The sequence below is a fragment of the Paucibacter sp. DJ2R-2 genome (assembly GCF_025717675.1).
In the GTDB taxonomy this organism is placed as follows: Bacteria; Pseudomonadota; Gammaproteobacteria; order Burkholderiales; family Burkholderiaceae_C; genus Paucibacter_A.
Genome location: NZ_JAJIRT010000001.1, coordinates 348846 through 372914, shown reverse-complemented (window position 1 = coordinate 372914; position 24069 = coordinate 348846). Strand labels below are relative to the sequence as shown.

Here is a 24069-nt window from a genome sequence, read left to right as displayed (position 1 = left end):
GGCCGGTGTTCAGAGCGTGCCGTAGGAGTGCAGGCCGGACAGGAACATGTTCACGCCCAGGAAGGCGAAGGTGGTGACCACCAGGCCGGCCAGCGCCCACCAGGCGGAGACGGCGCCGCGCAAACCCTTCATCAGGCGCATATGCAGCCAGGCCGCGTAATTGAGCCAGACGATCAGCGCCCAAGTCTCCTTCGGGTCCCAGCTCCAATAGCCCCCCCAGGCTTCGGCGGCCCAGAAGGCGCCGAGGATGGTGGCGATGGTGAAGAAGGCAAAGCCCAGGGCGATGGCCTTGTACATCAGGTCGTCCAGGGTGCTCAGCTCGGGCAGGCGGGCCGTCAGGCGGCTGCGCAGGGCCACGGCCAGCACGAAGAAGACCAGCAGGCCGGCCATCTTGCGCGCCCAACCGTCCAGGCCGGCGATGGTCTCAGCCGGCAGGTCGGCACCGAAGCGGGCGGCCAGAATCATGGCGATCAGCGCCGCCGGCATGGCGATCAGTCCCAGGCTCAGCGCGCGCAGGCTGGCGGTCTTGAGCAAATAAGCCAGGGCCACCATGGCCGCGAGGGCGAAGGTGCCGTAGCCGACGAAATTGGCAGGCACGTGGATCTTCATCCACCAGCTCTGCAGGGCCGGCACCAGGGGCTGAATCTCATGCGCCTCGCGCGCCACCGTGTACCAGAGCAGGAAAGTCACCGCCGCGCTGATCACCAGCAGCACATAAGCGCCCAGGGCGCGGGTCTTGAACTTCGCTTCGTAGTACAGGTAGAACAGGGCTGTCATCCAGGCGAACAGCACGAAGACTTCGTAGAGATTGCTGACCGGAATGTGGCCGATGTCAGGGGCGATCTGGTGGCTTTCGAACCAGCGCACCATGGTGCCCACCAAGGCCATGAAGACGGCGGCCCAGGTCAGGCGCGAGCCGATGGCTTCAGCAGCGCTGGTCTGGCCGCGCTGGGTGAAGAAGCCACCCCAGTAGAACAGCGTGGCCATGTAGAAGAGCACGCTCATCCACAGGATCGCGCTTTGGCTGGACAGGGCGTACTTCAGCCAAAAGACCTTGTCGGCCGCGGCCAGGTCGGCGCCGAAGGCGTCGGGCGTTTGGACGTAGAGGCCGATGGCCAGCAGGCTGGCTGCGCCCACGCCGGCACACAGCCAGCGCAGCGGCGCCCAGAACCAGCCCAGAGCGATCAGGGCCGGCAAGGCACAGATCAGGATGCCTTTCTCATAGCCGTCCATGGAGGCGCCGTAGCGCGAGAAGGCGAACAGGCCGCCGGCCAGGATCAGGGCGGCGAAGCCCCAGTCGATGGCGTTGCGTCCGGAGAAGTAGCCCAGGTCCTGGCCGCGGACCGCTGGGCGGCCTGCGCTGACGGTGCTGCTGCTTGCGCTGTTCATACGCCTTCCTTCAAGAGATAGCCTTGCAATTGTTCGAACTCGGTGGCCAGGTCCGGCGACTCGCGCGTGCTGGCCATGGCCATGCGCACCCGTGTGGTTTCCGGTTGGCCCGGGCTGGGTTCCAGCCACAGCCACAGGCGGCGCTCGCGGATGTAGAGCATGGCGAACACGCCGATGATCAGGAGCACCGCACCCAAGTAGACCAGTTTCTGGCCGGGCGCGCGGGTCACTTGGAATACGCTGGCCTGCACCTGCTTGAAATCGTTCAGTTGCAGCAGCACCGGCGCCGGGTAGAACATGCTGTCCGACAGCGACAACACGGCCTGGGTCATGAAGGCCTGGGTGCTGGCATCCGCCGTCGCGGCGCTCAGGCCGGCCTGCTCGCGGCTCAGTTTGTAGAGCTCGAACAGGCTGCCATTGAGGATGCGCAGCAGTACCTCGGAGACGCGCTGGCGCTCGCCCTCTGGCACTTCGCTCTCGATGAACTGGCTCAGCGCCGGCAGGCCGCCCCAACCGCCGCTGGTGTCGGCCTTGGCAGGCTCGGCACCGGCAAACAGATTGAGCGCACGGCGTGCCGTGGCCTGCAATTGCGGCGTCATCTGCGGTTTGTCATTGGGCGTGGCCGCCTGCGCGTAGCGGCGTGCGGCGCGCTCGCGCTGCTCCGGGTCGAGCAGGCTCTGGCGCAAGCGCATCCAGCTGTCCAGGCTGAGATCCGCATCGGCCGGGATGCGCAGGTAGCGGAAGGCTTCGGTCGGGGTCTCGCGCACGCCGGCCAGGTAGACCTTCTGCCCGTCCAGATCGACCGGCAGCATGTAGTTGTTGTATTCGCGGGCCTGACCAGCGGCGTCGCGCAGGCGGTAGCTGAAGGAGGGGCCGACATTGCGCAGCTCCTTGTCAGCGCCACCTCGTGCGCCGCTGCCCATATGGTTCTGCAGGCGGTTGACCAGGTCGACGGCGCGCACATCGGTGCTGCCTTCCTTGCCGCTGCCGCCCTTGCCGCCGGAACTCATGTTCTCGACATTGATCACGCGCAGGCCGTTGAACTCCAGGCGCAGGCTTTCGCCGTCCTTGGAATCGCCGCTGGCCAGCTGCGTGCTGCCGCCGACCACGCCATCAATGGCGAAGGGCTTGGCCGCGCCCGCCTTGCGGGCCATGGGCAGGGCCTGCAGCTTGAGGCTGGAGCCGCCGTCTTCGAAGCTGCTCTGGTAGATGGCGATGCCGCGGTGCTGGGCCGGTTCATTGACCTTGACGCGCTTTTCGGTCGTCAGCCCGGTCTCACGGTCACGGATGACGATGTCGCTGGCGAACAGCTTGGGCATGCCGGTTTCGTAGTACTCGACGATGAACTTCTTCAGCTCGACGTCGAAGGGCAGGTCCTGCAGCACCACGCCGCTGGGCATGGACAGGACGGCCGTGCCGGCTGTGGCGCCTTCCGGCACCATCAAATTGCCGCGGAAGCTCGGGTTGTTGGGCGGCAGTCGGTGTTCGGGCTTGACCTCGCTGATCAGGCCGCCGCCTTCGTAAATCGTCTTGCCCTGGGCCCACATCAGGCCGCGCACCAGCAGGTCGCCATCGAGCAGGCCGCCCAGGCAGACCAACACGATGGCCGAGTGCGCCGCCAGATAGCCGAGCTTGTTGCTGGCGCCACGCCGTGCCGCCAACATCACACCGCGGTCGCGGACCTGCACCTTGGTCTTCCAGCCGCCAGCGCTCAGGCGGTTCTTCAGGTCGGCCAGGGCCGCCTCGGGCGCCCGACTCAGCTGCAGGATGGCCTTGTGGTGGTGGGCCTGCAGCGATTGCTCGCGCACCGATTCCTTGAAATTGCGCAGATCTTGCAGGATCTTGGGCGCGTTGCGTGTGATGCACAGGCTGGTCGAGGTGACCAGAAAGGCCAGGATCAGCAGGAACCACCAGGCGCCGTAGACGGTGTAGAGGTCGAACTTGCCGAACACCTCGGCCCAGAAGGGGCCGAACTGGTTGACGTAGTTGTTGAGCGGCTCGCGCTGCTTGACCACGGTGCCGATCACCGAGGCGATGCAGATGATGGTCAGCAGGGCGATGGCAAAGCGCATCGAGGCCAGCAGGTCGAGCAGCTCCCGGCCTGGCGAGTGCGCGACGATGGCTGCGGGCGCTGGCGGCGGCGCGGCCTCGCTGGGTTCGGGCGACGCCGCAGGCTCGGGCGCAGCCGTCGGCGCCAGGCCGGACGGCACGGTGTCAAGCGCGTACTCGCTGGAGGGAAGGGTGTCGCTCATGGAAGCAGGATTGTCGGTGGCCCCGAGACATCAAGGGAGGGCCCATGAAAAAAGGCCGGTGAACTTCACCGGCCTTGTTCGTGATCAGGTGCAGCGGCCGAAGGCGCGCCCGGGCTCAGCGCAGGCCGGCGATGTAGTCGGACACAGCCTTGATTTCGCGGTCATTGAGCTTGGCTGCGACACCGGTCATCTGGGCGTTGTTGGCGCGGGCGCCCGAGCGGAAGGCGATCAGCTGGGCTTCCGTGTAGTCGGAATGCTGGCCGGCCAGACGCGGGTACTGGGCTGGCATGCCGGCGCCGTTCGGGCTGTGGCAGGCAGCGCAGGCCGGGATCGAGCGATCGGCGATGCCACCGCGGTAGATCTTTTCGCCGAGCTCAACCAGGGTCTTGTCCTTGGCGAAGCCGGGCTTGGCTTGCTTGGAGGCGTAGAAGGCGGCGACATGCTTGATGTCTTCGTCCGACACCACGGCGGCCATGCCTTGCATGACGGCGTTCTTGCGAATGCCGGCCTTGAATTCGGTCAGCTGCTTGGCCAGGTACTCGGGGTGTTGGCCTTGCAGGATGGGGTTGGCCGGGCTGCCGCGCGAACCATCTGCCGTGTGGCAGGCGGCGCAGACCTGGGCCGAAATGGCAGCGCCCTTGACCAAGTCAGGCTTGGCGGCGGCTTTGGTTTCGTTGGCTTGTGCCGCCGAGAACGTGGCGAATGCAAGCACGAGGCTCGAGGTCAGGACAGCAGCAGTCTTCATCATGAATATATTGATTCGGTAAGCGCAACCCATAGATTTTACAATGGCAATCCACCAAGCCTGAACACTTCATGACCAACACCACTTCTGAGCCGCAAGAAAACGCGCCAAATCCGGTTGCCGCGGCCACCCCCACCGACAAGGTGGTGTTGGGCTGGACCCACACCGCGCGTTTTCTGACCACTGCCAGCCAGCTGGTCCATCTGCCGCCGAACGAGCTGCCCGAGATCGCCTTCGTGGGCCGCTCGAACGCCGGCAAGTCCACCGCCATCAACACCCTGGCCCAGCAAAAGCGCCTGGCTTTTGCGTCCAAGACCCCGGGCCGCACCCAGCACATCAACCTGTTCCACCTGGGCCCCAAGGACGCACCGAACGCCTTGTTCGCCGACCTGCCTGGCTACGGCTATGCCGCCGTGGCCAAGGCCGCCAAGCTGCGTTGGCAGAAGGTCATGGCCGACTATCTGGAAGTGCGCCGCAGCCTCTCGGGTGTGGTGCTCATGGTCGACTCGCGCCTGGGCCTGACCGATCTGGACAAGCAGTTGCTGGAGTTCGTTACGCCGCGCGTGCGCAATGGCGAGATCAAGCTGCTGGTGCTGCTGACCAAGGCCGACAAGCTCAATCGCAAGGAGGCTGATGCGGCCTTCTTCGCCACCCAGGATTTCCTCGGCGACATCGTCACCGAAGAGTCGGATGTGCGCGTGACCCTGTTCTCGGCGCTGAAGAAGCAGGGCGTGGCCGATGTGGCCCACATCCTGTACGAATGGGCCCACAGCGTGACCCTGGTGCAGGCCAGCTTCAATCCGGCCGATCTGCCTGATCCGGCGGCGCAGCTGGATGACGCCGACACAGCGAAGGACTGATCGCGCTCAGGGCCGGCCGATGAAGAGGTAGATGGCCGAGCTGCCCTGCGGCGCCCGGCCCAGGGCCAGGTAGAGCGGGCCGATGCCAGTGTCGGCGCCAATGAAGACGCTGGCCGCCGTGCGCAAATCCTTGGACGAGACCTTGTCGTTTTGCCCCCAGGCATTGCCGATTTCCAGCGAGCCGCCATAGAAGAAGCCGCGCGTCAGCAGCGGCGTCTCGCGCAAGCGTCGGTAGTAGGTGGCGCGGCCGAACACCAGGGTGTCGCCGATCAGCTGCCCCGGCTGGTAGCCCGAGAGCTGCTGGAAGCCGCCCAGCGAGTAGGGGCCTTGCGCCGAGTCTTCGGGCTGGCGCGCCAGGAAGGTGCGAGCGTGCAGATTGAGGGTGTCGGTGCCCCAGCTGCGCACCCAAGTGCCTTGCAACTCGGCGCGGTGGAAGGCCGCGTGGCGCACGCTGCCGCCGCTTTGTTGGCCGGCAATCGCTTCGAAAAGCACCCGGTAGCCGCGCTGCGGGAAATTGGCGAAGTCCAGCTGGTCGACCACGGCCTTGAGGCGCAGGCCGGTTTCGCTCCAGACCTTGTCCAGGCGGTTGTCGCTGATCACGGTCGGCGCCAGCTTGGGCGTGACCCGCCAGTTCTGGTGCTGCAGTCCCAGGCGCAACTCGCCCAAGCGGCCCCAGGGCTGACCCAGGTCGGCGCCAAAGGTGGCGGCCTGGCGCTGCAGGCGGGCCACGGCCACATCGCTGGTGTCCTGGTAGAGGGTGAAGTTGCGGCGGTCGAGCTCACCCCAGGCGGAGACAAACCAGTCGTTCGAGCGTCCCAGCTGGAAGCTCAGCGGTTGGTAGATCTCGCTGTAGAAGCGCGGGGTTTGGCCGATGGTCAGCTGGTTGCGCCATTCCGTGCCCAGCTTTGTCAGCCAGTGGCGGTTGTGGGAGATGCGCAGATTGAAGGCGCTCTCGCCGTCGAAATCGGTGCTCAGGTCCAGGCCGATCCGGAAGTAGTTGGGCCCCCAGTGCTTGTCGTCCATGGTGAAGACCAGGGCGTCGCCGCCAGAGCGCTGTTCGACGTGGTAGTCCACCCGCTCGTAATCTCCCGAGGAGGCCAGCAGGCGCGCATCGCGTTCGGCCCGCTCGGTGTCGAAGATCTGGCCCGGTGCCGATTCCAGCTGTGCCTTGAAGCGCTCGGGGTTGGTGATGCTGCTGCCCTCGAACTTCACCGCGGCCAGCATGGCTTTGGGCTGATTGCGGCGCACGCGCTCCAGCTGCCATTCGGCATAGGCCGCAGGGCCCAGGGCCAGCCCGCGCAGGCGCGGCAGCAAGGCCTCGGCCGCCGCTTCGCCGGCGGCGATCAATTCGCGGGTCTTGTCAAAGTCGCCGGCGCCAAGCGGCCCCAGCTTGGGCGTGATCAGCAGATCGTCTGCGCGCAAGCTGGCCAGGCTGCGCTGCACATTCTGCTCGGTCAGGATGTTGATCATCTGCCCGGTCACGCCGACCAGAGAGCTCAGTGCCGAGCGTCCCGACAGCGGCGTGCCGACATTGACCGCGATCAGGCGCTCGGCGCCCAGGCTGCGCGCCACATCGACCGGCAGGTTGTTGACCAGGCCGCCGTCGCCCAGGATGCGGTCCTGCCATTCGGTCGGTGCGAACACGCCCGGCACGCTCATGCTGGAGCGCAAGGCCAGGGCCAAGTCGCCCTCGCGCATGATGCGCTGCGCCCCGGTCTCCAGATCGGTGGCCACGGCGCGGAAGGGCGTGGGCAGATCGTCGAAGTTCTGCACATTGCGCACCGGCAGGGTGAAGCGGCGCAAGAGAATTTCCAGGCCGCGGCTGGACAGCGTGCCCTGCGGCAGGCGGAATTCGCCCTCGCGCATGCCCACCTCCACGGCCGGCGAAAACTCGAAGTCCTCTTCCTTGCGGCGCTGCGAGAGTTGCTGCCGGTCGACCCGGCTGTTGAAGACCGTGCCCCAGTTGACGGCCAAGAGTTCGCGCTCCAGATCTCGCGCGCTCATGCCGCTGGCAAAGAGGCCGCCAATGATGGCGCCCATGGAGGTGCCTGCAATCATGTCGGCGGGGATGTGCTCTCGCTCCAGCACCTTGAGTACGCCGACATGGGCCAAGCCGCGCGCGCCGCCACCCGACAGCACCAGGCCGATCTGTGGCCGCAGCTGTGGGCCTGGCTGAGCGGCGGGCTGAGCTGCGGGCTGAGCTGCGGGTGCCGCGGGCTCGCTGGTCGGAGCGGCCACCGTGCTGGTGCCCGGCGCTTGGGCGAGTGCCAGGCTGGCCAGCAGCAAGCCGGCGAACCCCAAGCCCCAGCGTGCGCCGCCCTCAGACCGCATCGTCGAGGTCTTGCATCAAGGTGTCGACCGCGCGCTGCACCAGGCTGTTTTCATCGAGGGCCGTGATCAGGCCGTGGGTCAGCAGTCGCTCCAGGGCCGCGCGCGTCAGGGAATGGCGCTGGTCGGGGTCCTGGCCGACAAAGAGGAAGAACTGGCCACTCTCGCTGATCCAGGCCACCTGCGCGGTCAGCCAGTTGCTCTGGATGAACAGGTGGTACCAGCCGCCGATGTGCAAGCCGTCCAGCCAGGCGCCGACGGCCGAGCGGGCCTCGGGCGTGTCGCCCTGGTCGTAGAGCTGCACCGGCACGGTGGGCAGGTGGCCGCGGTTGACCCGGGTGTGGGCCCATTGCGTGGACATCTGTGATTCGCGTTCGATCAGCAGGCGCTGCAGCAACTCCTCGGGGCTGAGCTCCTGGGAATTCGGTCCGCGCGGGCTGGCTTCGATTGGCTTGGCCGCATCGGGCAGGGCGCTCATGCCGCGCAGCAGGCGGCCATGCTGCAGCATCAGCTCCTGCAGCACCGATTCGCGCTGGGCTTCCGGCAGCGCGATGGCATCGCAGCCGCTGCGCAGGCCTTCGATCAGGCCCGGCAGTCGCTGGCGCAGGCGCTGGCGTGAGCGCTCATCGGGGGTGTCGTGCAGGCTTTCCATCAGCTGGTCTACCCATTCGATGCGCATCATGGCCTGGGGCGATTCGCGACCATGCAGCACCATGGCCTGCACGATCACCTCCACCCAGGCGGTGTTCATGAAGCGGCGCAGCTTGGGCCCCAGTGGCGCCTCGATGGTTTGCGCTGCCAGTTGCTCGTGCAGCAGTTTGCGCCAGGGCTCGCGCATGGACTCTCGTTCGAGCGCACCCAGGGCCTGGGCGCTGCGCTCGCTGCGTTGCTGGGCCTGGCTGCTCAGGTGCGCCTCGACCCGTGTCAGGGCCTGCTGGAACAGCGCCGCGCTTGGCACGGCCACGTCGATCAGGCTCTGCACTTCGGCCTCGATGAAGCGCAGAAAGCTCTGCAGGCGCTCGTCGTCGGCGCGCTCGAAGGCCATGCCATGGGCGGCGACGCGGTTGAGCAGGCCCCAGGTTGGGTGGTCCTGCTTGTGCAAGAGGTTGGCATCGCTGCGCGCCAGGCGGACCACGGCCACCTGCAGTCGCGCCAGCAAGGCCTTGAGTGGCGGCAAGAGGCGCGGGTCGGCCAGGATCTGGTCGTAGAGGCGACTCAGCAGATCAGGCCCATGGCCGGCCCGGAACACCGGCGCGGCCGGTGCAGTGGCGCCGGCCCCCGCTTGGCCCAGTGGTGCCGGCCGGGTATTGTGTTCGTGGACGCGTCGGGCCAGGCCGTCGAGCGTGGCCGGCTGGGTGCTGCGGCGCGCCAGGGCCAGGCGCAGCTCGGCGTCCGGGTCGACGCGCGCTGCGTGGCTGGCCACCATCTGGTTCAGATCGGCCGCGCGCAGCTGGGCGCACAGGGCGCTGTAGAGCCGCAACAAGCCGCTTGCCATGGGCTGGGAGGCGGCCTGCATCAGTTCGTAGCGCGCCTGCGGCTCCATCTCGACGCTGGACAGGGCCACCAGCAAGGCCTGGGCGAACAGGGCCGGCCGCACCGGGTTCTCGTTCTTGAGTGCGCGCGCGGTGCCGCGCAGGGCGGCGAAGACATTGCCGAGCTGGTGCAGCTCGGCGCGCGCATGTTCTTCTACCGCATGGATCACATGGGCCACGGCCACGTCTTGCAGGGCCTGGCGGTCGTCGACCAGGCTCAGGGAATTGATGTCGTCGAGTTTGCGCTGCAGCGGGTCTTCGCCGCGCGCCGAGGCTTGCAGCAAGGGCAGCAGGGCGGTCTCGAAATCGTTGGCGAAGCGCGCGCGCATGCGGCGCCAGCCGTCAAGCAGATGGAAGTGCTTGGGCCGGCTGTCCAGTTCGTCCTGGATGGCGTTCAGGACATGGCGGCTCAGACCCGGCGCCTGGGTCATGGCTTCGGTGAGCAGGGATTGCAGGGTGGGTGCGTTGGACATGCGAGCAGCGGAGCCGGTTTGCCGCTGATTATCAGCGTGACGAAGGCTGCACGCGCCGGCATGTGGTGCTGCCGCTGCAAGCGAGCCACTTGAGCGGCTGCCGGCGCGCAGAAACTCACAGCGGAGCGTGCCGCCGAGCACGAAAAAAGGGCGCCTTGCGGCGCCCTTCTTGGCTTGCTTGGCTGGCAGACCCGCGGGCCTGCCGGGCTGGGCATTACATGCCCATATCGCCCATGCCGCCCATGCCGCCCATGCCACCAGGCATGCCGCCGCCGGCTGCTTCTTCCTTCGGCGATTCGGCGACCATGCACTCGGTCGTCAGCATCAGCGAGGACACCGAAGCGGCGTTCTGCAGTGCAGTGCGGGTCACCTTGGTCGGGTCCAGGATGCCCATTTCGATCATGTCGCCATAGGTGTCGTTGGCGGCATTGAAGCCGTAGTTGCCCGAACCAGCCAGGACAGCGGCCACGACCACGGAGGCTTCGCCACCGGCGTTGTAGACGATTTCGCGCAGGGGAGCTTCGATGGCCTTGAGCACCAGCTTGATGCCGGCGTCTTGGTCAGCGTTGTCGCCCTTGATGGCGCCAGCCGCTTGCTTGGCGCGCAGCAGGGCCACGCCACCACCGGCCACGATGCCTTCTTCCACTGCAGCGCGTGTGGCGTGCAGGGCGTCTTCCACGCGGGCCTTCTTTTCCTTCATCTCGACTTCGGTGGCAGCGCCGACCTTGATCACGGCAACACCGCCGGCCAGCTTGGCCACGCGCTCTTGCAGCTTTTCACGGTCGTAGTCGCTGGACGCTTCTTCGATCTGGATGCGCACTTGCTTGACGCGAGCTTCGATGTCGGCAGCAGCACCGGCGCCGTCGATGATGGTGGTGTTTTCCTTGCCCACTTCGACGCGCTTGGCTTGGCCCAGATCGGCCAGGGTGACCTTCTCCAGGGTCAGGCCGACTTCTTCGGCGATGACCTTGCCGCCGGTCAGGATGGCGATGTCTTCCAGCATGGCCTTGCGGCGGTCGCCGAAGCCAGGAGCCTTGACGGCCACGACCTTCAGGATGCCGCGGATGGTGTTGACCACCAGGGTCGCCAGCGCTTCGCCTTCGACTTCTTCAGCAATGATCAGCAGCGGACGGCCGGCCTTGGCCACTTGCTCCAGCGTGGGCAGCAGGTCGCGGATGTTCGAGATCTTCTTGTCGAACAGCAGGACGAAGGGGTTGTCCAGCAGCGCGGCTTGCTTCTCGGGGTTGTTGATGAAGTAAGGCGACAGGTAGCCGCGGTCGAACTGCATGCCTTCGACGACGTCGAGTTCGCTGTCCAGGCTCTTGCCGTCTTCGACGGTGATCACGCCTTCCTTGCCGACCTTGTCCATCGCTTCGGCGATGATGCGGCCCACTTCCACATCGCTGTTGGCCGAGATCGTGCCGACTTGTGCGATTTCCTTGGAGGTGGTGGTGGCCTTCGAGGCCTTCTTCAGCTCGGCGACCAGGGCGGTGACCGCCTTGTCGATGCCGCGCTTCAGGTCCATCGGGTTCATGCCGGCGGCCACGTACTTCATGCCTTCGCGCACGATGGCTTGGGCCAGCACGGTGGCGGTGGTGGTGCCGTCACCGGCGTTGTCGCTGGTCTTGGAAGCAACTTCCTTGACCATCTGCGCGCCCATGTTCTGCAGCTTGTCCTTCAGCTCGATTTCCTTGGCCACGGACACACCGTCCTTGGTCACGGTGGGGGCGCCGTAAGAGCGCTCGAGCACCACGTTGCGGCCCTTGGGGCCCAGGGTCACCTTGACCGCATTGGCCAGGATGTTCACGCCTTCAACCATGCGAGCACGAGCTTCGCCGCCAAAGATCACGTCTTTTGCTGCCATGTGTATTTCTCCGAATTCTTAGAAAAGGTCTAGAACTTGTTGCGGGTCGAGAGAAGAAGAATTACTTCTCGACAACAGCAAACAAATCCTCTTCGCGCATCACCAGCAGTTCGTCGCCATCAACCTTGACGGTCTGGCCCGAGTACTTGCCGAACAGAACGCGGTCACCGACCTTGACGTTCAGGGCGATCAGGTCGCCACGGTCATTGCGCTTGCCGGCGCCGACGGCCAGCACTTCGCCTTGATCCGGCTTTTCAGCAGCGGCGTCAGGGATGACGATGCCCGAAGCGGTCTTGGTTTCTTGTTCGAGGCGCTTAACGATCACGCGATCGTGCAGAGGACGCAGTTTCATCACATCTCCTTGAGATTTTCGGGACTTGTTCAGGGGTGATCGGCCGAGCCGTCCACCCCCTCATGGGGAAAAACCGTGACCGACAAAGCCCGGCGGGCCGGGCTTCTGGGGTCGTTAGCACTCGATTGGGTTGAGTGCTAGCAGAAAGGATTATAGGGGCGGCTTCCCGGCTTTCAAGAGGGCGGGGCGCAGCAAAGCCGCCGTGGCCCCAAGCCCGTGCGCTGGGCGTGCGGATCAGCACTGCCCGGCGCCCCAAGGCGAGCGCTTGCGGCTAGGCTGGCTCCATGAACACCGTCATCACCCGCCCCGTCTTGCTTGCCGCCCTGCGGCAGATCGTTGAAACCTTGCCTGCGGTGCAGGCCGCCTGGGAAGGCGGCAGCGCGGCTTTCAGCTACCGCGATCAGTGGTCCGACATCGATGCGGTGCTGGTGGTTGACGATGAGGCCGTCGCGGCCGTGTTCGCGGCGATCGAGGCCGGGCTGGCGCAGCTCTCACCCATGGATTTGGCCTACGAGGTGCCAGCCACCCAGGGCTATCAGCAGCGTTTCTACCGGCTGCAGGGCTGCTCGGAGTTTCTGGTGGTCGATTTGGTCCTGCTCAAGCGCAGCGACCCGCTGCTGTTCCGCGAGGTGGAGTTGCACGGCCATGGGCAGACTTGGTTGGACCGCGCCGGCTTGCTGGCAGAGCGGCATCTCGATCCGGTGCTGGACTGCGCCCAGGCGCGCGCGCGCCTGCCGGCCCTGCGCGCCGCTTTTGCCATGTTCCAGCACATCCCGACCAAGGAGCGCTTGCGCGGCCGGGCCGTCGAGGCCTTGCAGTTCTACCAGCGCATGACCTTGCAGCCCTTGGTCGAGGCGCTGCGCCTGCTGCATTGCCCGCAGCGGCGCGGTTTTGGCCTGCGCTATCTGGCGCGCGATCTGCCGCCCGAGGTCTGCGTCCGCATCGAAGCGCTGGCTTTTGTGCGAGATCTGGCCGATCTGGAAATTAAGCATGGGCAGGCGCAGCAGTGGTTTTGGCAATGTATGGAGAAGCTGGAGTCACAAGCCACAGCGTGACGACCATCGCCCTCAATGGGGATTCATGGCGCTGGCTTAGGCCGTTAGCATGGCGCGTTCCAATCTCTCAAGAAGGTGATGATGAGTTCAAGAGATCTGCGCCCGCTGGGCGTCTTGTGCCTGGCTCTTCTGCTGCCGGCAGCACAGGCTCAGGAGGCTGCGCCCCAGTTCAGCATCAAGGACAGCGAGGCTCGCACCGGCTCAAAGTTTCGCCGTGAAATCGCCACCTCGACCCGCGTGCCCTTGAATCTGCGCTACGAGCAGATGTCACCCCAGCAGCAGGCGGACCTCAAAGCCCCGTACGAGCAGATGGGGCCGAACGACGAGCCGCCTTTTCCGGCCCAGGGCCTGAAGGCCGTGGTCAGCGAAATGATCGAGGCGCAGAAGATTCTGCAAGTCCAGGGACAGCTGCGCCTGCACGCCCAGATCAGCGCACAAGGGCGGGTGACTTCGGTCGCCATCATGGAATCCGTCGACCGGCAGTTCGATGCCTATGTGGCCGGCATCCTGAGTCGCACGCGTTTCAAGCCGGCGCTGTGCGCCGGTCAGCCTTGCAGCCAGGACTATCTGTTCCACTGGCAACTGAGCCTGACACCCGGCTGATCGCACCAGCGCCCATGAAAAAAGCCGGCCACCCCGAGCAGGGGTGACCGGCTTTCTAACGTCCAGCGAGGCGGGTACGCCAAGGGTGGCCTGGCGGCCACCCCTTCATGCCTTACATGCTGTAGCGCACGCCCAGGTAGTAGCGGCGGCCGATCGCGTCGTAGGTGCCGGCGTCGGTGGCGGTGCCGGTGGTGTTGCCCGGCAGACCGCTGACGATCGGTGCCGGCTTGGTGCCCAGCACATTGTCAATGCCCAGATAGAACTGAGCCTTGCCGACTGCGTAGGTGCCTTGCATGTCCAGATAGGTCTTGGACGCCACCTTGAAGTCAGCCTTGGTGAACTGTGGATAGCCCTTGCGGAAGCTGTCGTTCAGGTAGGACTGGCCGATGAAGGTGGCCGTGGTCGTGAGCGCCCAGGGACCTTGCTCGTAGCCCAGGTTCAGGCTCCAGCGGTTGCGCGGCGAGCCCAGTTCACCGGCGGTCGGGTCAGGCATGGCCGTGTCCGTGGCCTTGTACTCGGCCTTCAGCAGGTGGGTGTAGCTCAGGCGACCATTGAGGCGGCCGGCGCCGATCTTGTCCGAGTAGCTGGCCGTGAAGTCCAGGCCCTTGGCGATCTGGCCACCGCTGTTCACCGGCACTTCATTGATCAAGTCAATCGAACCGGCGCTGTTGCCGGGTGTGCCGTTGGGGCGGCGCGTGATGAACTTGCAGAAGGCGGTGTCGGTGCCGCTGTAGCACTGGTCCAGCGCGTACTGGCGTCCGGGCGTGTTGATGGCCTTGTCGATGCTGATGTCGAAGTAGTCGGCCGTGAAGGCGAACTTGTCCAGCACCGGGATGCCCTTGGGCGTGATCACCACACCGAAGGTGGTCGAGTTGCCCTTTTCCGGCTTCAGGTCCGGGTTGCCGCTGTCGTAGCCGCTGATGCTGTCGCGATCGGGTTGAGTCAGCGTGAACACACCGCCATTGGCGGCCATATTCGCTGCCACGCCCGGCGCGGCCTTGCAGTTGGTGGCCAGGGCGCCGGTGTCGGTGCTCTTGACGCCGTTGCAGGGGTCCTTCAGGCCCGAGGGGAAGGTTTGCGACGGAGCTTGGAACAGATTGCCGACATTGGGCGCGCGGGTGGACACGGCCTTGGTCAGGCGCACGCGAACGGTCGAGTTGGCGGCCCAGTCCAGGCCGGTGTTCCAGCTGTTGGTCTTGCCGGCGGTGGAGTAATCGCTGGCACGCACGGCGGCGATGCCGTCCAGGGTCTTGATCAGGGGCAGGCCCTTGAGCAGGGGCAGGCGAGTCTCGACGAACAGTTCCTTGACGTTGAAGGAACCCTTGGTGTCGGGCAGGGCATTGCCGCCGTTCAGGCCGGTTGCCGTCAGGGCGTCATGCACGTCTTCCGAGAACTCGGCGCGCCATTCGCCGCCGACGGCGATGCCGACCGGACCAGCAGGCATTTCGAACGGCTCACCCGAGACGGTGAAGCCGGCCATCTTCTGTGTCACCTTGGTGTTCAGCGACTGCGGCGCGGCAATGTACTTCACGCCGGCCGCCGAGATCGTGCCGGCACCGAAGATGTTGACGGGCACGCAGCCTTGGGCGCGGGCCAGTTCGTCGCGGCACATCACGCCGCCCTTGCCGTCGGGAATGGCTTCCAGGGCGTTGCGCATGTTCAGCACATTGACCTGGCCATTGCCGCGCTGGCCTTCCTTGGTGGCGCCGTAGCCCATGTAGGTTTCGTAGGACCAGGTCGGGTTCACTTCACCCTTCATGCCCAGCACGAAGCGGAAGGTGTCGCGGTCGGCCTGCTGGATGCGGCTGCCCAGGTCGGCCATGCGGCGCTGGAAGAAGTAGTCGCCGACCAGATTTGCGGGCACCAGGGGGTTGCGCACCGTCTTGCCGTTGATCAGGAACTCGCTCGGCACGACCTCGGTGCTCGGGTAGATGTCGCTGGACGACAGTGCGAACGGTTCGATCTCGGACTTGGTCTTGGTCGCGGCATAGGTGCCCTCGAAGAAGATCTGGTGCTTGTCGCTCAGCGCGTAGTCACCCTTGGTGGCCAGCAGCATGCGGTCGGTGGGCACCGAAATGGCGCGGTAGGCCTGGCGGTTGAAACCAGTGGCGCCGACGCCGTCGCCGGCCGGGCCGTTTTGCGACCAGGGGATTTGCTTGCCGGCGGCGTCGTAGGTGAAGTCGATGTCCTTGCCGGCGGCGTCGGTGCCATAGAAATGGCCGGCGGGCGCGAAGGCCGAGAAGGTCGGCTTGCGGACATTGAAGATGTCAGCCGGATTCGTGGTCTTGGGGTTCAGCACGGCCAGCGAAGTCTGGTCGTATTCCACGCCGTGGTCGCGCGCCATGGTCTGACCCTGGCGTGTGAACGCGAAGTGGGTCATCAGGTTGGCGCGGCCGTCGGCACTGCTGGTGCCAAAGGAAGCGCTGAACTTCTTCTTCTCGTCATCGCCCTTTTCGCTGCGGCCGAGCTGCATGTCCAGCTTCAGGCCGTTGATATTGCGCTTCAGGATGATGTTGACCACGCCGGCCACGGCGTCGGAGCCATAGGTGGACGAAGCGCCACCAGTCAGCATTTCCACGCGCTCGATGAAGTCGGTCGGGATGGTGTTCAGGTCGACGGCGGAAGAGCCGGGAACGCCCGAGACATAACGGCGGCCATTGACGAGCACCAGGGTGCGGTCGACGCCGAGATTGCGCAGGTCCAGGGTGGACACGCCCGAACTCGAGGTCAGGAAGTTGGAGGTGTTTCGGCTCAGGCTGTTGCTGCCGGCGCCGCCGCCGAACACGGGGCTCTTGAGCAGCAGCTCTTGCAGATTGGCCGCGCCGGAGGAGGCGATGTCAGCGGCCGTCATCACTTGCACCGGGGCGGGCGCCAGGGCGCCGGCCGACAGGATGCGGCTGCCGGTCACTTCGACGCGTTCCATTTGCTGCGGGGCGGCGGTCTGTGCTTGTGCCGAGGCCGTCATGGCCAGCAGTGCGGCAGCGCCGATGGCGCTGAACTTCGGGTGTTTCAACATAGGGGAATCTCCTGCGAGGTGGGTAGACCATAACGCGCTCGGACCCTGCAAACCGCTGTAGCTGGAAGGCCGGGTTGGGGAGGCGATGCGAGTGAGTCTAGGAGTGCAGTTCCTGGCGCTCGAGAGGGTCACTCCTTGTCGGTGACTCGCCACAAACTAGCGGTTTCAGCGGCATCCATCGTGTAGCTGGGTCTGCTTTGTGCGGCTGGCGTTCGCAGCTCAAATGGGTGCCATTTCTTCCATGACTTTCGACCCTTGCGTGCAGGCGCATGGCTCGGCGGAAGTGTGGCGAAGCCGCGCGGCCCATGCTCAAGGGCATATGCCTCAAGTCATGGTCCCGAGGGTTCGGCCGTGCGCTGGGCGCACCGGGTGTGAATGCAGCGGCGGATCAGGCCGGGCTCTTGCATCGGTGTGCGTACAGCGCGCACCGTTCGAAGTGGTTCAAGGCTGGCGACGCAGCAGTGCCTGTCCCATGCGCAGGCGCTCTCCGGTGGCAATGCCCTCGCAGAGCGCAAAGCCCGGTGGCACGAAGACCAGGATGGTCGAGCCATGCTGGAACCAGCCCATTTCCTGACCTTTTCGGAACTCGGCCCGGCAGGGCAGTTCGTTGGCGCCGCGGTAGCCCACGTGCAGCAGCAGGTCGAGGAAGTGCAGGCGCAGGCTGGCCACCAGGATGGCGGCCACGGGCACCAGGGCGATCGGCGTGGCCTGGGCGTCGTCCAGGCGGCAGCGCAGCACGGCGCGCTCGTTGCGGCAGAACAGGCGCTCGACCCGCTTGAGTGCAATCGGGTTGACGTTCCAGGTGTCGCCGGCGATGTGGGTGACATGCTCGACGCGGCAGTCGGCCGGCGCATGGAAGCGGTGGTACATGGCCGAGGTCAGGCGCAGGGTGATGAAGAGCCCGCCTTCGAAGGCGCTCGTGTCCTGCGTCGGGCCGAAGAGATCGTGCAGTGCATACGGAAACCCTTTGGCCTGGAAGACCTGGCCGGCCTCGACCCGGCCGCAGGCGCCGACGATGGCGTCGCAGGGGCTGCTGAGCACTTCGGGCCGCGGGTCGACCGTGCGTGCGCCCTCGCGCAGCTCGCGGGTGAAGCAGTCGTGCAGGCTGGCAAAGCGCTGCTGCTTGGCGTCGCTCAGATCCAGGTCGGTGAACAGGCGCCAGACGGCGATCGAGGCGCGCGCCAGCAGCGGATGGCGCAGCTGGCTGAACCAGCCCATGAAGCGGGTCAGGGCGATGCGCGGGATGCGGTTGGTGAGCAGGAAGTTGAGGTCTTCCTGCTGCAGGCTGCGCTGCAGGGTTTGGCGCCAGGCGGAGGTTTTCATGAGCTTGTCAATTCGGGCTGTTAGATAAGAGGTCTGCGCAACAAAGAGCGCTGCCACGCAGGCGGCGACAACCAGGTAGGCATGTGGAATGAATGAAACTTTTGCTCTCTCGGCGCTGGCCCTGGCCGCGCTGGCCTGGACCTTGCCCAAGGCCAAGCGGCGACTGGAGCTGTCGCGGGCCAAGCACCGTTCGCTGGCCGGGCACTCGCGCATGGCCAAGCGCCTGGCCGGCTGGATTCCCGGCTACGCCTACGACGAGGTGCGCTTCTTTGCCTCCGATGAGGCGCCGTCGGCCGTGGCCGCGCAGCGCCGCGCCGGCTTTCAGCGCCTGTGCGCGGTGTACTCGTTTCGTTTTGAGAAAAGCATTGCCATGACGGCGCGGGCCCGTGAAGGCATCTCCGACCTGCAGTTCACCGGCAGCTACCGCGTGCCTTTCCAGTACAGCCCCTATCTGCGCGAGCACCTGAAGAGCGGCAGCTTTCTGCAGGCCTCGGGCGGCGTGATGGTGGAGGACCTGGACGGCAATCGCTTCTACGACTTGACCGGCTCCTACGGCGTCAATGTCTTCGGCTACGACTTCTACCGCGACTGCGTGGACGAGGGCATCGCCCTGACCCACAAGCTCGGGCCGGTGCTGGGCGCCTACCACCCCTGCGTGGCCGACAACGTCGAGCGGCTCAAGGCCATTTCCAAGCTCGACGAGGTGTCCTTCCATATGTCGGGCACCGAGGCGGTGATGCAAGCCGTGCGGCTGGCCCGTTATCACACCGGCCGCAAGCATCTGGTGCGCTTCTGTGGCGCTTACCACGGCTGGTGGGAGGATGTGCAGCCCGGTCCCGGCAACCCGCTGCCGCCGCGCGAGACCTACACCCTGGAAGACCTGGACCCGCGCAGCCTGCAAGTGCTGCGCACGCGTCGCGACATCGCCTGCGTGTTGGTCAATCCGCTGCAGGCCCTGCACCCGAACAAGGGCGCGCCGGGTGATTCCTCCCTGCTGGACAGCGGCCGCCGCGCTGGTTTCGACCGCGAGGCCTACACCACTTGGCTCAAAGCTCTGCGCGAGGTCTGTACCGAGCGCGGCATCGTGCTGATCTTCGACGAGGTGTTCCTGGGCTTCCGCCTGGCACCGGGCGGCGCGCAGGAGTATTTCGGCGTGCGCGCCGACATGGTCACCTATGGCAAGACCCTGGGCGGCGGTCTGCCGGTGGGCGTGGTCTGCGGCCGGCGCGATCTGATGAAGCGCTTCCGCGAGCAGCGGCCGGCCGACATCTGCTTTGCCCGCGGCACCTTCAATGCCCACCCCTACGTGATGGGCGCCATGAGTGCCTTCCTCGACCGCTTGGAGTCGCCGGCGGTGAAGGCCATCTACGCGCAGGCCGACGAGCGCTGGGAACAGCGCGCGCAGCACTTCAATGAAGCGCTGCAGGTCGCCGATGTGCCGGTGCAGATCGCCCAGATGCAATCCGTCTGGACGGTGTTCTACACCCAACCCTCGCGCTACAACTGGATGCTGCAGTTCTATCTGCGTGAACAAGGGCTGGCTCTGAGTTGGGTGGGCACAGGAAGGCTGATCTTCAGCCTCAACTACAGCGATGCCGATTTCGAGGCAGTGCTGCAGCGCTTCGTCAAAGCCTGCAAATGCATGCAGGCCGATGGCTGGTGGTGGGAGGACGAGGGGCTGACCAACAAGTCCATCCGCCGCTCGGTCTTGCGCGAGATGCTGCAGCAGCGTTTCTGATTCGGAGCGGGGCTTGAAAAACAGGGCGCCTCGCGGCGCCCTGCTTCTTCTCGCTCGGCGTTTCAGCCGCCGTGCTTGACGTGGTCCATCGGGTCGATCAGCTCGCCGCGCAGCAGGTAGAGCGGCGCCTTGTGGTACAGCCAGATGTCGTGGAAGGGGTCGGTGATGATCTTGGTGGCCCAGGTCAGGCCGGTCATCAGGCTTTGCTGCTGCCAGAGCTGCAGCACGCGGAATAGCAGGCCGGCCACGCCCAGCGACAGCCAGGAGATGCCGACGTCATGCAGGAAGCCGCGGAAGTCGGTGGCGGGCTCGATCAGGCCGAACACCGAGGGCTGCAGCCAGAGCAAGGCCGGCAGCGCCACCCAGACGGCCAGCAGCACGATCTTGCGGCGGATGTTGTAGCCGATCTTGATCGCTTCCTTGTGCTCGTCAGTGGCCTGGTTGACCTCGTCGTAGCCGCGCGGCTCGAAGAAGAAGTGGCCGGCCTGGCGGCTGGTCATAGAGACGGTCCAGGCCAGCAGGGCGGCCATGGCGGGGTCAACGAAGAGCAGGCCGTAGGAAATGACGAAGCAGATCGCGCTGAGCAGATGCAGGCTCTGGTTGATGCGGCTGTGGTGGTAGTAGCGGTGGTCGTCCCAGCGCTGCACGCGCAGCTCGGCTGCGAGGTTCTTGAAGATGTTGTGGCGCACGCGTCACCTCGGTTGTGTGAGGGTGAAAGAAAGGAACCGGCGAGAGAAAAGGCAAAACAATGGAGCGAGCGCAGCCCGGTTCGGCCTGCGTGACGCGATGGTGACGCCGCTGCATGAAAACTGCGTGACCATCGTGGCCGAGCGCTGCGGCTCGTCAGCACAGACCTTGCGGCTGAACGCCTGGCTTGTCATTGAACTGTTATGTGGCCTAGGCAAGATGCGGCCATGGAACCCACACCCAGCGCGGACAGCATCGTTGTCGACAACTACCCCGCTGCCCAGCGGTCCCTGCGGATAGCGGTGGTCACCGAGACCTACCCGCCCGAGGTCAATGGGGTGGCGATGACCTTGGCGCGCATCGTCGAGGGCTTGCATCGCCGCAACCACGATGTGCAACTGATCCGCCCACGCCAGGACGCCAGCGACGCAGCCGAGCGCACGGTGCGTTTCCACGAGGTGCTGATGCGCGGCCTGCCGATTCCGCGCTACCCCAATCTGCGCATGGGCGTGCCGTCCAAGAAAGCGCTGGTGCAGCTCTGGTCGGTGCACCGGCCCGATGTGGTGCACATCGCCACCGAGGGCGCTTTGGGCTGGTCGGCCTTGCAGGCGGCCGTGCACCTGAAGCTGCCGGTCAGCTCCGACTTCCGCACCAATTTCCATGCCTACAGCCGGCACTACGGCATTGGTTGGCTCTACAAGCCCATCATGGCCTACCTGCGCAAATTCCATAACCGCACCCAGTGCACCATGGTGCCCACCGAGGCGCTCAAGCGCGACCTCGAGGCCGGTGGCTTCAAGCAGCTGACGGTGGTGTCGCGCGGTGTCGACATTCAACAGTTCTCGCCCGGCCGGCGCAGCGCCGCACTGCGCGCCGAGTGGGGTGTGGCCGAGGACGATCTGGTCGTGGTCTATGTCGGCCGCCTCGCACCCGAGAAGAATCTGGCCACCTTGACGGCGGCGTTTGAAGCCGTGCTGCAGGTGCAACCGCGGGCTCGCCTGGTGGTGGTGGGCAGCGGCCCGCAGCAGGCGGAGTTGCAGGCGCGCTGGCCGCAGGCCATCTTCGCCGGTCAGCGCAAGGGCGAAGACCTGGCCGCGCATTACGCCTCCGGCGACCTCTTCCTCTTCCCCAGCCTCACCGAAACCTTCGGCAACGTCACCACCGAGGCCATGGCCAGCGGTCTGCCGGTGCTGGCGTTCGACTACGCGGCCGCCGCCCAGCTGATCCGCAATGGCGAGAACGGCGTGCTCGCGCCCATGGACGATACGGCCGCCTTTGTGCGCGCCGCCACGCATCTGGCCGGCCAGCCCGCGCTGCGCCGCCAAATGGGCGCTGCCGCGGCCCTGACCGCGTCCGAGCTGGACTGGTCCACCATCGTTGCCCGCTTCGAAGGCGTGCTCGACACCGTGATGCTGCGTGCGGCCCAGCCGGTGAGCCTGAGCCCGGGCCTGGTCGGCAAGACCAAGCGTCCGGCGGTTTGATCGGGCTTTGACCGGCGCGGCCTGCTCAGAGCAGGGCGCTGTCCGGCAGGTTCTGCGCGTTCTGTTCTTTCGCCTGCGCGGCCCGATGCCGACTAGCGTCGCGCCGCCAGAGCAGGGCCATGGTGGCCGCGATGCTGAGGCCGAAGCCGCTCATCACCGTGATGATGGGCAGGTCCAGCCGCAGCAGAACGGCGTACAGAGCCAGCATGCCCAGCACGCTGGCGTTCTCGTTGAAGCCTTGCACGGCGATCGAGCGGCCGGCCGTCAACAGGCAAAAGCCGCGGTGCTGCAGCAGCGCGTTCAAGGGCACCACCAACAAGCCACCGACCACACCGACCAGCACCAGCAAGGGCAGGGCCCAGGGCAGGCCCGGTGCCAGCGCCACGGCCGGCACCAACAGGCCCAGCAGTACGCCAAAGCCCAGCATCTTGCGGGCCGCGCGCAGCGGCACCCAGCGCCCGGCCGCCGCCGCCCCGCCCACCACGCCCACGGCCACGGCCGCTTGCAAGTAAGCCGCCTGGTTCAGCGGCAGCTGCAGGGCATCGGCCGCCCAGCGCAGCACGGCGAACTGCAGCGTGGCGCCAAAGCCCCAGAAGATGGTGGTCACCGCCAGCGACAGCCCGCCCTCGGCGTCGCGCCAGAGCTTCATATTCGCTTCGCTGAAATCGCGCAGCAGAGGCATCAGTTTCAGTGTGCAGGCCGGGTAGCGTGCGCCGCTGTCCGGCACGCCCAGGTTCAGCCAGCTGGCGCTGCCGTAGACCAGCATGAGCGCCAGGATGGACAGGCTCAGGCCGCTGGCGTGCGCCAAGCCCAAAAATTCCAAACTCTCACGTGCAGCGGCATACAGACCCGAGCCCAGCAACCAGGGGCTGACCAAGAGCCCACCGAGCACTGTGCCCAGCAGGGCCGCGCCCACCACCGACACCTCCACCCAGCCATTGGCCTGCACCAGGCCCTGCGCCGGCACCAGTTCGGTCACCAGGCCGTACTTGGCCGGCGCGTAGGCGGCCGCGCCAAAGCCGATCAAGGTGAAGGCCGCCATCGGGTGCACGCCAGCCAGCAAGCCCAGCACGCCGACCATCTTCACGCCGTTCATCCAAGCCATCAGCCGCGCCTTGGGCACGGCATCCGCCAGCGGCCCGACGAAAGGTGCCAGCAGCACATAGGACAGCGTGAAGCCAAACTTCAAGAGCGGCGCCCACCAACCCGGAAAGCCCTGTTCGACCAGCAAGGCGATGGTGACGATGAGCAAGGCGTTGTCGGCCAGGGCCGAGGCGAACTGGGCCGCGATCAGCCGGTGAAAGCCAGGTGGCATGGGGCGGGCTCGCTGCGCTGTCGCGGGCGATGTGTAGAAAGACGGCAGCGTGACAGGGGGGTGTGAAACAGGCGTGACAGGCCGTATGGGCAAGGCAAAGACTGCGCAGCCCTGCTTGTTCTCGGCCAGCGCGGACGGCGCCTTGGTGATCTTGCTCTGCACCGGCCTGGGCGCTCGGCTGCGTCGTGCCCGCCTGCGGTCGACAAATCGGGTGGAGCCCTGGGGGACTCGCTGCTACGCCGTCGCGATCGCTCGCCGGCGTGCTTCATCGGACGCCCGCGTGGCTCGTCAGTTGGGCGGCATTGGAGCCGACTGCCTGCCAGATGATGCAGACATCGACCAAATGAAAGGGCTCTTTGATGAACACCGAAAAACAAACCGGCCGCCTGATCGGCGGGCTCTTGCTGCTCGCGCTGCTGCTGGGCATGTGGAACAACTTCGGCCTGAGCACTCCGATCTTCGCTGAGCCGGGCTGGCTCCAGAACGGCGCGCAAATGCCCGCGCTGTTTGGCGCCAGCGCGGTGCTGGGCGTCGTGACCAGCCTGATGATGATGGCCGTCGCCATCCTGGCTTGGCCCATCCTGCGCCAGACCAGCCCTTCACTGGCGCTTGCCTATGTCTTGTTGAGCGCCGTCGTCGTCGCGACCAGTGCGGTGGAGCAGGCGAACTTTCTGGCCATGCGCGCCTTGAGCTTGCAATACGCGAAGAATCCGGGGCTTGACCCGGCGCTGTTCGAGTTGATGCGCGGCATGGTTGCGGCCGCCCGCCACGGCATCCACTACATCGACAAGCTGATCGGCGGCGCTTCGGTTTTTGTGTTGTTCCTGGCCATGTTCCGCTCCAACTTGGTGCCGCGCATCATCTCCGCACTCGGACTGGTGGCCGCTCCCATTCAGATGGTGGGTATTTGCTCGGCGCTGTTCATGCAGCCCATGAACCTTGCCGTGCTGGCGCCGCTCGCCTTGATGCTGCTGGTGTTGAGCCTGACGTTGCTGGTCAGAGGCTTTTCGGCCAAGGAAGCTGCCGCTCGCGGCAGCGGTCTGCAAGCCGCCTGAC

Annotated in this window: 17 protein-coding genes; 6 read left to right on the top strand and 11 right to left on the bottom strand. The window is 66.0% G+C overall.

Features of this window, described 5'->3' with window-relative positions; translation table 11 throughout:
- Window positions 1–9: 9 nt before the first annotated feature.
- From ccsB to LNV28_RS01650, 3 genes are all read right to left on the bottom strand, one after another.
- The gene (gene ccsB, locus LNV28_RS01660) at window positions 10–1389 is read right to left on the bottom strand and encodes a c-type cytochrome biogenesis protein CcsB (RefSeq protein ID WP_263516815.1); all 1380 of its coding nucleotides are present in this window, start codon (window positions 1387–1389) and stop codon (window positions 10–12) included.
- Window positions 1386–3461: a cytochrome c biogenesis protein ResB gene (locus LNV28_RS01655; protein ID WP_263517156.1), complete on the bottom strand. Its 2076-nt coding sequence runs from the start codon at window positions 3459–3461 to the stop codon at window positions 1386–1388. Before LNV28_RS01655 ends, ccsB begins: the two co-directional genes overlap by 4 nt.
- A gap of 295 nt (window positions 3462–3756) precedes the next feature.
- Entirely contained in the window at window positions 3757–4386 is a 630-nt protein-coding gene (locus LNV28_RS01650) for a c-type cytochrome (RefSeq protein ID WP_263517157.1), read from the bottom strand.
- A gap of 71 nt (window positions 4387–4457) precedes the next feature.
- Between LNV28_RS01650 and yihA the strand changes: the two genes are divergently transcribed.
- On the top strand, window positions 4458–5246 hold the full coding sequence (yihA, locus tag LNV28_RS01645; RefSeq protein WP_263516816.1) for a ribosome biogenesis GTP-binding protein YihA/YsxC: 789 nt from the start codon (window positions 4458–4460) through the stop codon (window positions 5244–5246).
- Between the two features lie 6 nt (window positions 5247–5252).
- Here the strand turns inward: yihA and LNV28_RS01640 are convergent, their stop codons facing one another.
- The 4 genes from LNV28_RS01640 to groES form a co-directional block, all read right to left on the bottom strand.
- Window positions 5253–7577 carry a patatin-like phospholipase family protein gene (locus LNV28_RS01640; protein ID WP_263516817.1) on the bottom strand — a complete coding sequence of 775 codons (2325 nt, stop codon included), beginning with the start codon at window positions 7575–7577 and terminating at the stop codon, window positions 5253–5255.
- Window positions 7567–9579: a DUF1631 family protein gene (locus LNV28_RS01635; protein ID WP_263516818.1), complete on the bottom strand. Its 2013-nt coding sequence runs from the start codon at window positions 9577–9579 to the stop codon at window positions 7567–7569. The genes LNV28_RS01640 and LNV28_RS01635 overlap by 11 nt, the downstream gene beginning before the upstream one ends.
- Before the next feature lie 214 nt (window positions 9580–9793).
- On the bottom strand, window positions 9794–11443 hold the full coding sequence (gene groL / locus LNV28_RS01630) for a chaperonin GroEL (protein WP_263516819.1): 1650 nt from the start codon (window positions 11441–11443) through the stop codon (window positions 9794–9796).
- Window positions 11444–11504: 61 nt separating this feature from the next.
- On the bottom strand, window positions 11505–11795 hold the full coding sequence (groES, locus tag LNV28_RS01625; RefSeq protein WP_133700865.1) for a co-chaperone GroES: 291 nt from the start codon (window positions 11793–11795) through the stop codon (window positions 11505–11507).
- A gap of 284 nt (window positions 11796–12079) precedes the next feature.
- On the opposite strand from groES, the gene LNV28_RS01620 reads away from it, so the two are divergent.
- Together LNV28_RS01620 and LNV28_RS01615 are read left to right on the top strand one after the other, a co-directional pair.
- A complete protein-coding gene (locus LNV28_RS01620) occupies window positions 12080–12850 on the top strand; it encodes a hypothetical protein (protein WP_263516820.1) in 771 nt (256 codons plus the stop codon).
- Window positions 12851–12931: 81 nt separating this feature from the next.
- Entirely contained in the window at window positions 12932–13453 is a 522-nt protein-coding gene (locus LNV28_RS01615) for an energy transducer TonB (RefSeq protein WP_263516821.1), read from the top strand.
- A 112-nt stretch (window positions 13454–13565) separates the two neighbouring features.
- Here LNV28_RS01615 and LNV28_RS01610 read toward each other — a convergent pair whose 3' ends face one another.
- Both LNV28_RS01610 and asd read right to left on the bottom strand, forming a co-directional pair.
- Window positions 13566–16469 (bottom strand): TonB-dependent receptor domain-containing protein, encoded by a 2904-nt coding sequence (locus LNV28_RS01610; RefSeq protein ID WP_263516822.1) that lies wholly within the window; start codon window positions 16467–16469, stop codon window positions 13566–13568.
- Between the two features lie 441 nt (window positions 16470–16910).
- A complete protein-coding gene (asd, locus tag LNV28_RS01605; protein WP_263516823.1) occupies window positions 16911–17792 on the bottom strand; it encodes an archaetidylserine decarboxylase in 882 nt (293 codons plus the stop codon).
- Between the two features lie 88 nt (window positions 17793–17880).
- Here asd and LNV28_RS01600 point away from each other — a divergent pair, with 88 nt between their 5' ends.
- Entirely contained in the window at window positions 17881–19530 is a 1650-nt protein-coding gene (locus LNV28_RS01600) for an aminotransferase class III-fold pyridoxal phosphate-dependent enzyme (protein ID WP_263516824.1), read from the top strand.
- 62 nt (window positions 19531–19592) lie between these two features.
- Here the strand turns inward: LNV28_RS01600 and LNV28_RS01595 are convergent, their stop codons facing one another.
- Window positions 19593–20219 (bottom strand): hypothetical protein, encoded by a 627-nt coding sequence (locus tag LNV28_RS01595; protein ID WP_263516825.1) that lies wholly within the window; start codon window positions 20217–20219, stop codon window positions 19593–19595.
- 225 nt (window positions 20220–20444) lie between these two features.
- Between LNV28_RS01595 and LNV28_RS01590 the strand changes: the two genes are divergently transcribed.
- A complete protein-coding gene (locus LNV28_RS01590) occupies window positions 20445–21698 on the top strand; it encodes a glycosyltransferase family 4 protein (protein WP_263516826.1) in 1254 nt (417 codons plus the stop codon).
- A gap of 25 nt (window positions 21699–21723) precedes the next feature.
- On the opposite strand, the gene lplT is transcribed toward LNV28_RS01590, so the two are convergent.
- Entirely contained in the window at window positions 21724–23013 is a 1290-nt protein-coding gene (lplT, locus tag LNV28_RS01585) for a lysophospholipid transporter LplT (RefSeq protein ID WP_263516827.1), read from the bottom strand.
- 359 nt (window positions 23014–23372) lie between these two features.
- Here lplT and LNV28_RS01580 point away from each other — a divergent pair, with 359 nt between their 5' ends.
- Window positions 23373–24068: a DUF4386 domain-containing protein gene (locus LNV28_RS01580; RefSeq protein ID WP_263516828.1), complete on the top strand. Its 696-nt coding sequence runs from the start codon at window positions 23373–23375 to the stop codon at window positions 24066–24068.
- Window position 24069 lies beyond the last annotated feature (1 nt).

Coding starts and splice junctions, on each gene's coding strand:
- LNV28_RS01600 (WP_263516824.1), top strand. CDS start 17,881: ATGAATGAAACTTTTGCTCTCTCGGCGCTGGCCCTGGCCGCGCTGGCC.
- asd (WP_263516823.1), bottom strand. CDS start 17,792: ATGAAAACCTCCGCCTGGCGCCAAACCCTGCAGCGCAGCCTGCAGCAG.
- groL (WP_263516819.1), bottom strand. CDS start 11,443: ATGGCAGCAAAAGACGTGATCTTTGGCGGCGAAGCTCGTGCTCGCATG.
- ccsB (WP_263516815.1), bottom strand. CDS start 1,389: ATGAACAGCGCAAGCAGCAGCACCGTCAGCGCAGGCCGCCCAGCGGTC.
- LNV28_RS01615 (WP_263516821.1), top strand. CDS start 12,932: ATGAGTTCAAGAGATCTGCGCCCGCTGGGCGTCTTGTGCCTGGCTCTT.
- groES (WP_133700865.1), bottom strand. CDS start 11,795: ATGAAACTGCGTCCTCTGCACGATCGCGTGATCGTTAAGCGCCTCGAA.
- lplT (WP_263516827.1), bottom strand. CDS start 23,013: ATGCCACCTGGCTTTCACCGGCTGATCGCGGCCCAGTTCGCCTCGGCC.
- LNV28_RS01655 (WP_263517156.1), bottom strand. CDS start 3,461: ATGCGCTTTGCCATCGCCCTGCTGACCATCATCTGCATCGCCTCGGTG.
- LNV28_RS01635 (WP_263516818.1), bottom strand. CDS start 9,579: ATGTCCAACGCACCCACCCTGCAATCCCTGCTCACCGAAGCCATGACC.
- LNV28_RS01590 (WP_263516826.1), top strand. CDS start 20,445: ATGGAACCCACACCCAGCGCGGACAGCATCGTTGTCGACAACTACCCC.
- LNV28_RS01620 (WP_263516820.1), top strand. CDS start 12,080: ATGAACACCGTCATCACCCGCCCCGTCTTGCTTGCCGCCCTGCGGCAG.
- LNV28_RS01650 (WP_263517157.1), bottom strand. CDS start 4,386: ATGAAGACTGCTGCTGTCCTGACCTCGAGCCTCGTGCTTGCATTCGCC.
- yihA (WP_263516816.1), top strand. CDS start 4,458: ATGACCAACACCACTTCTGAGCCGCAAGAAAACGCGCCAAATCCGGTT.
- LNV28_RS01610 (WP_263516822.1), bottom strand. CDS start 16,469: ATGTTGAAACACCCGAAGTTCAGCGCCATCGGCGCTGCCGCACTGCTG.
- LNV28_RS01640 (WP_263516817.1), bottom strand. CDS start 7,577: ATGCGGTCTGAGGGCGGCGCACGCTGGGGCTTGGGGTTCGCCGGCTTG.
- LNV28_RS01580 (WP_263516828.1), top strand. CDS start 23,373: ATGAACACCGAAAAACAAACCGGCCGCCTGATCGGCGGGCTCTTGCTG.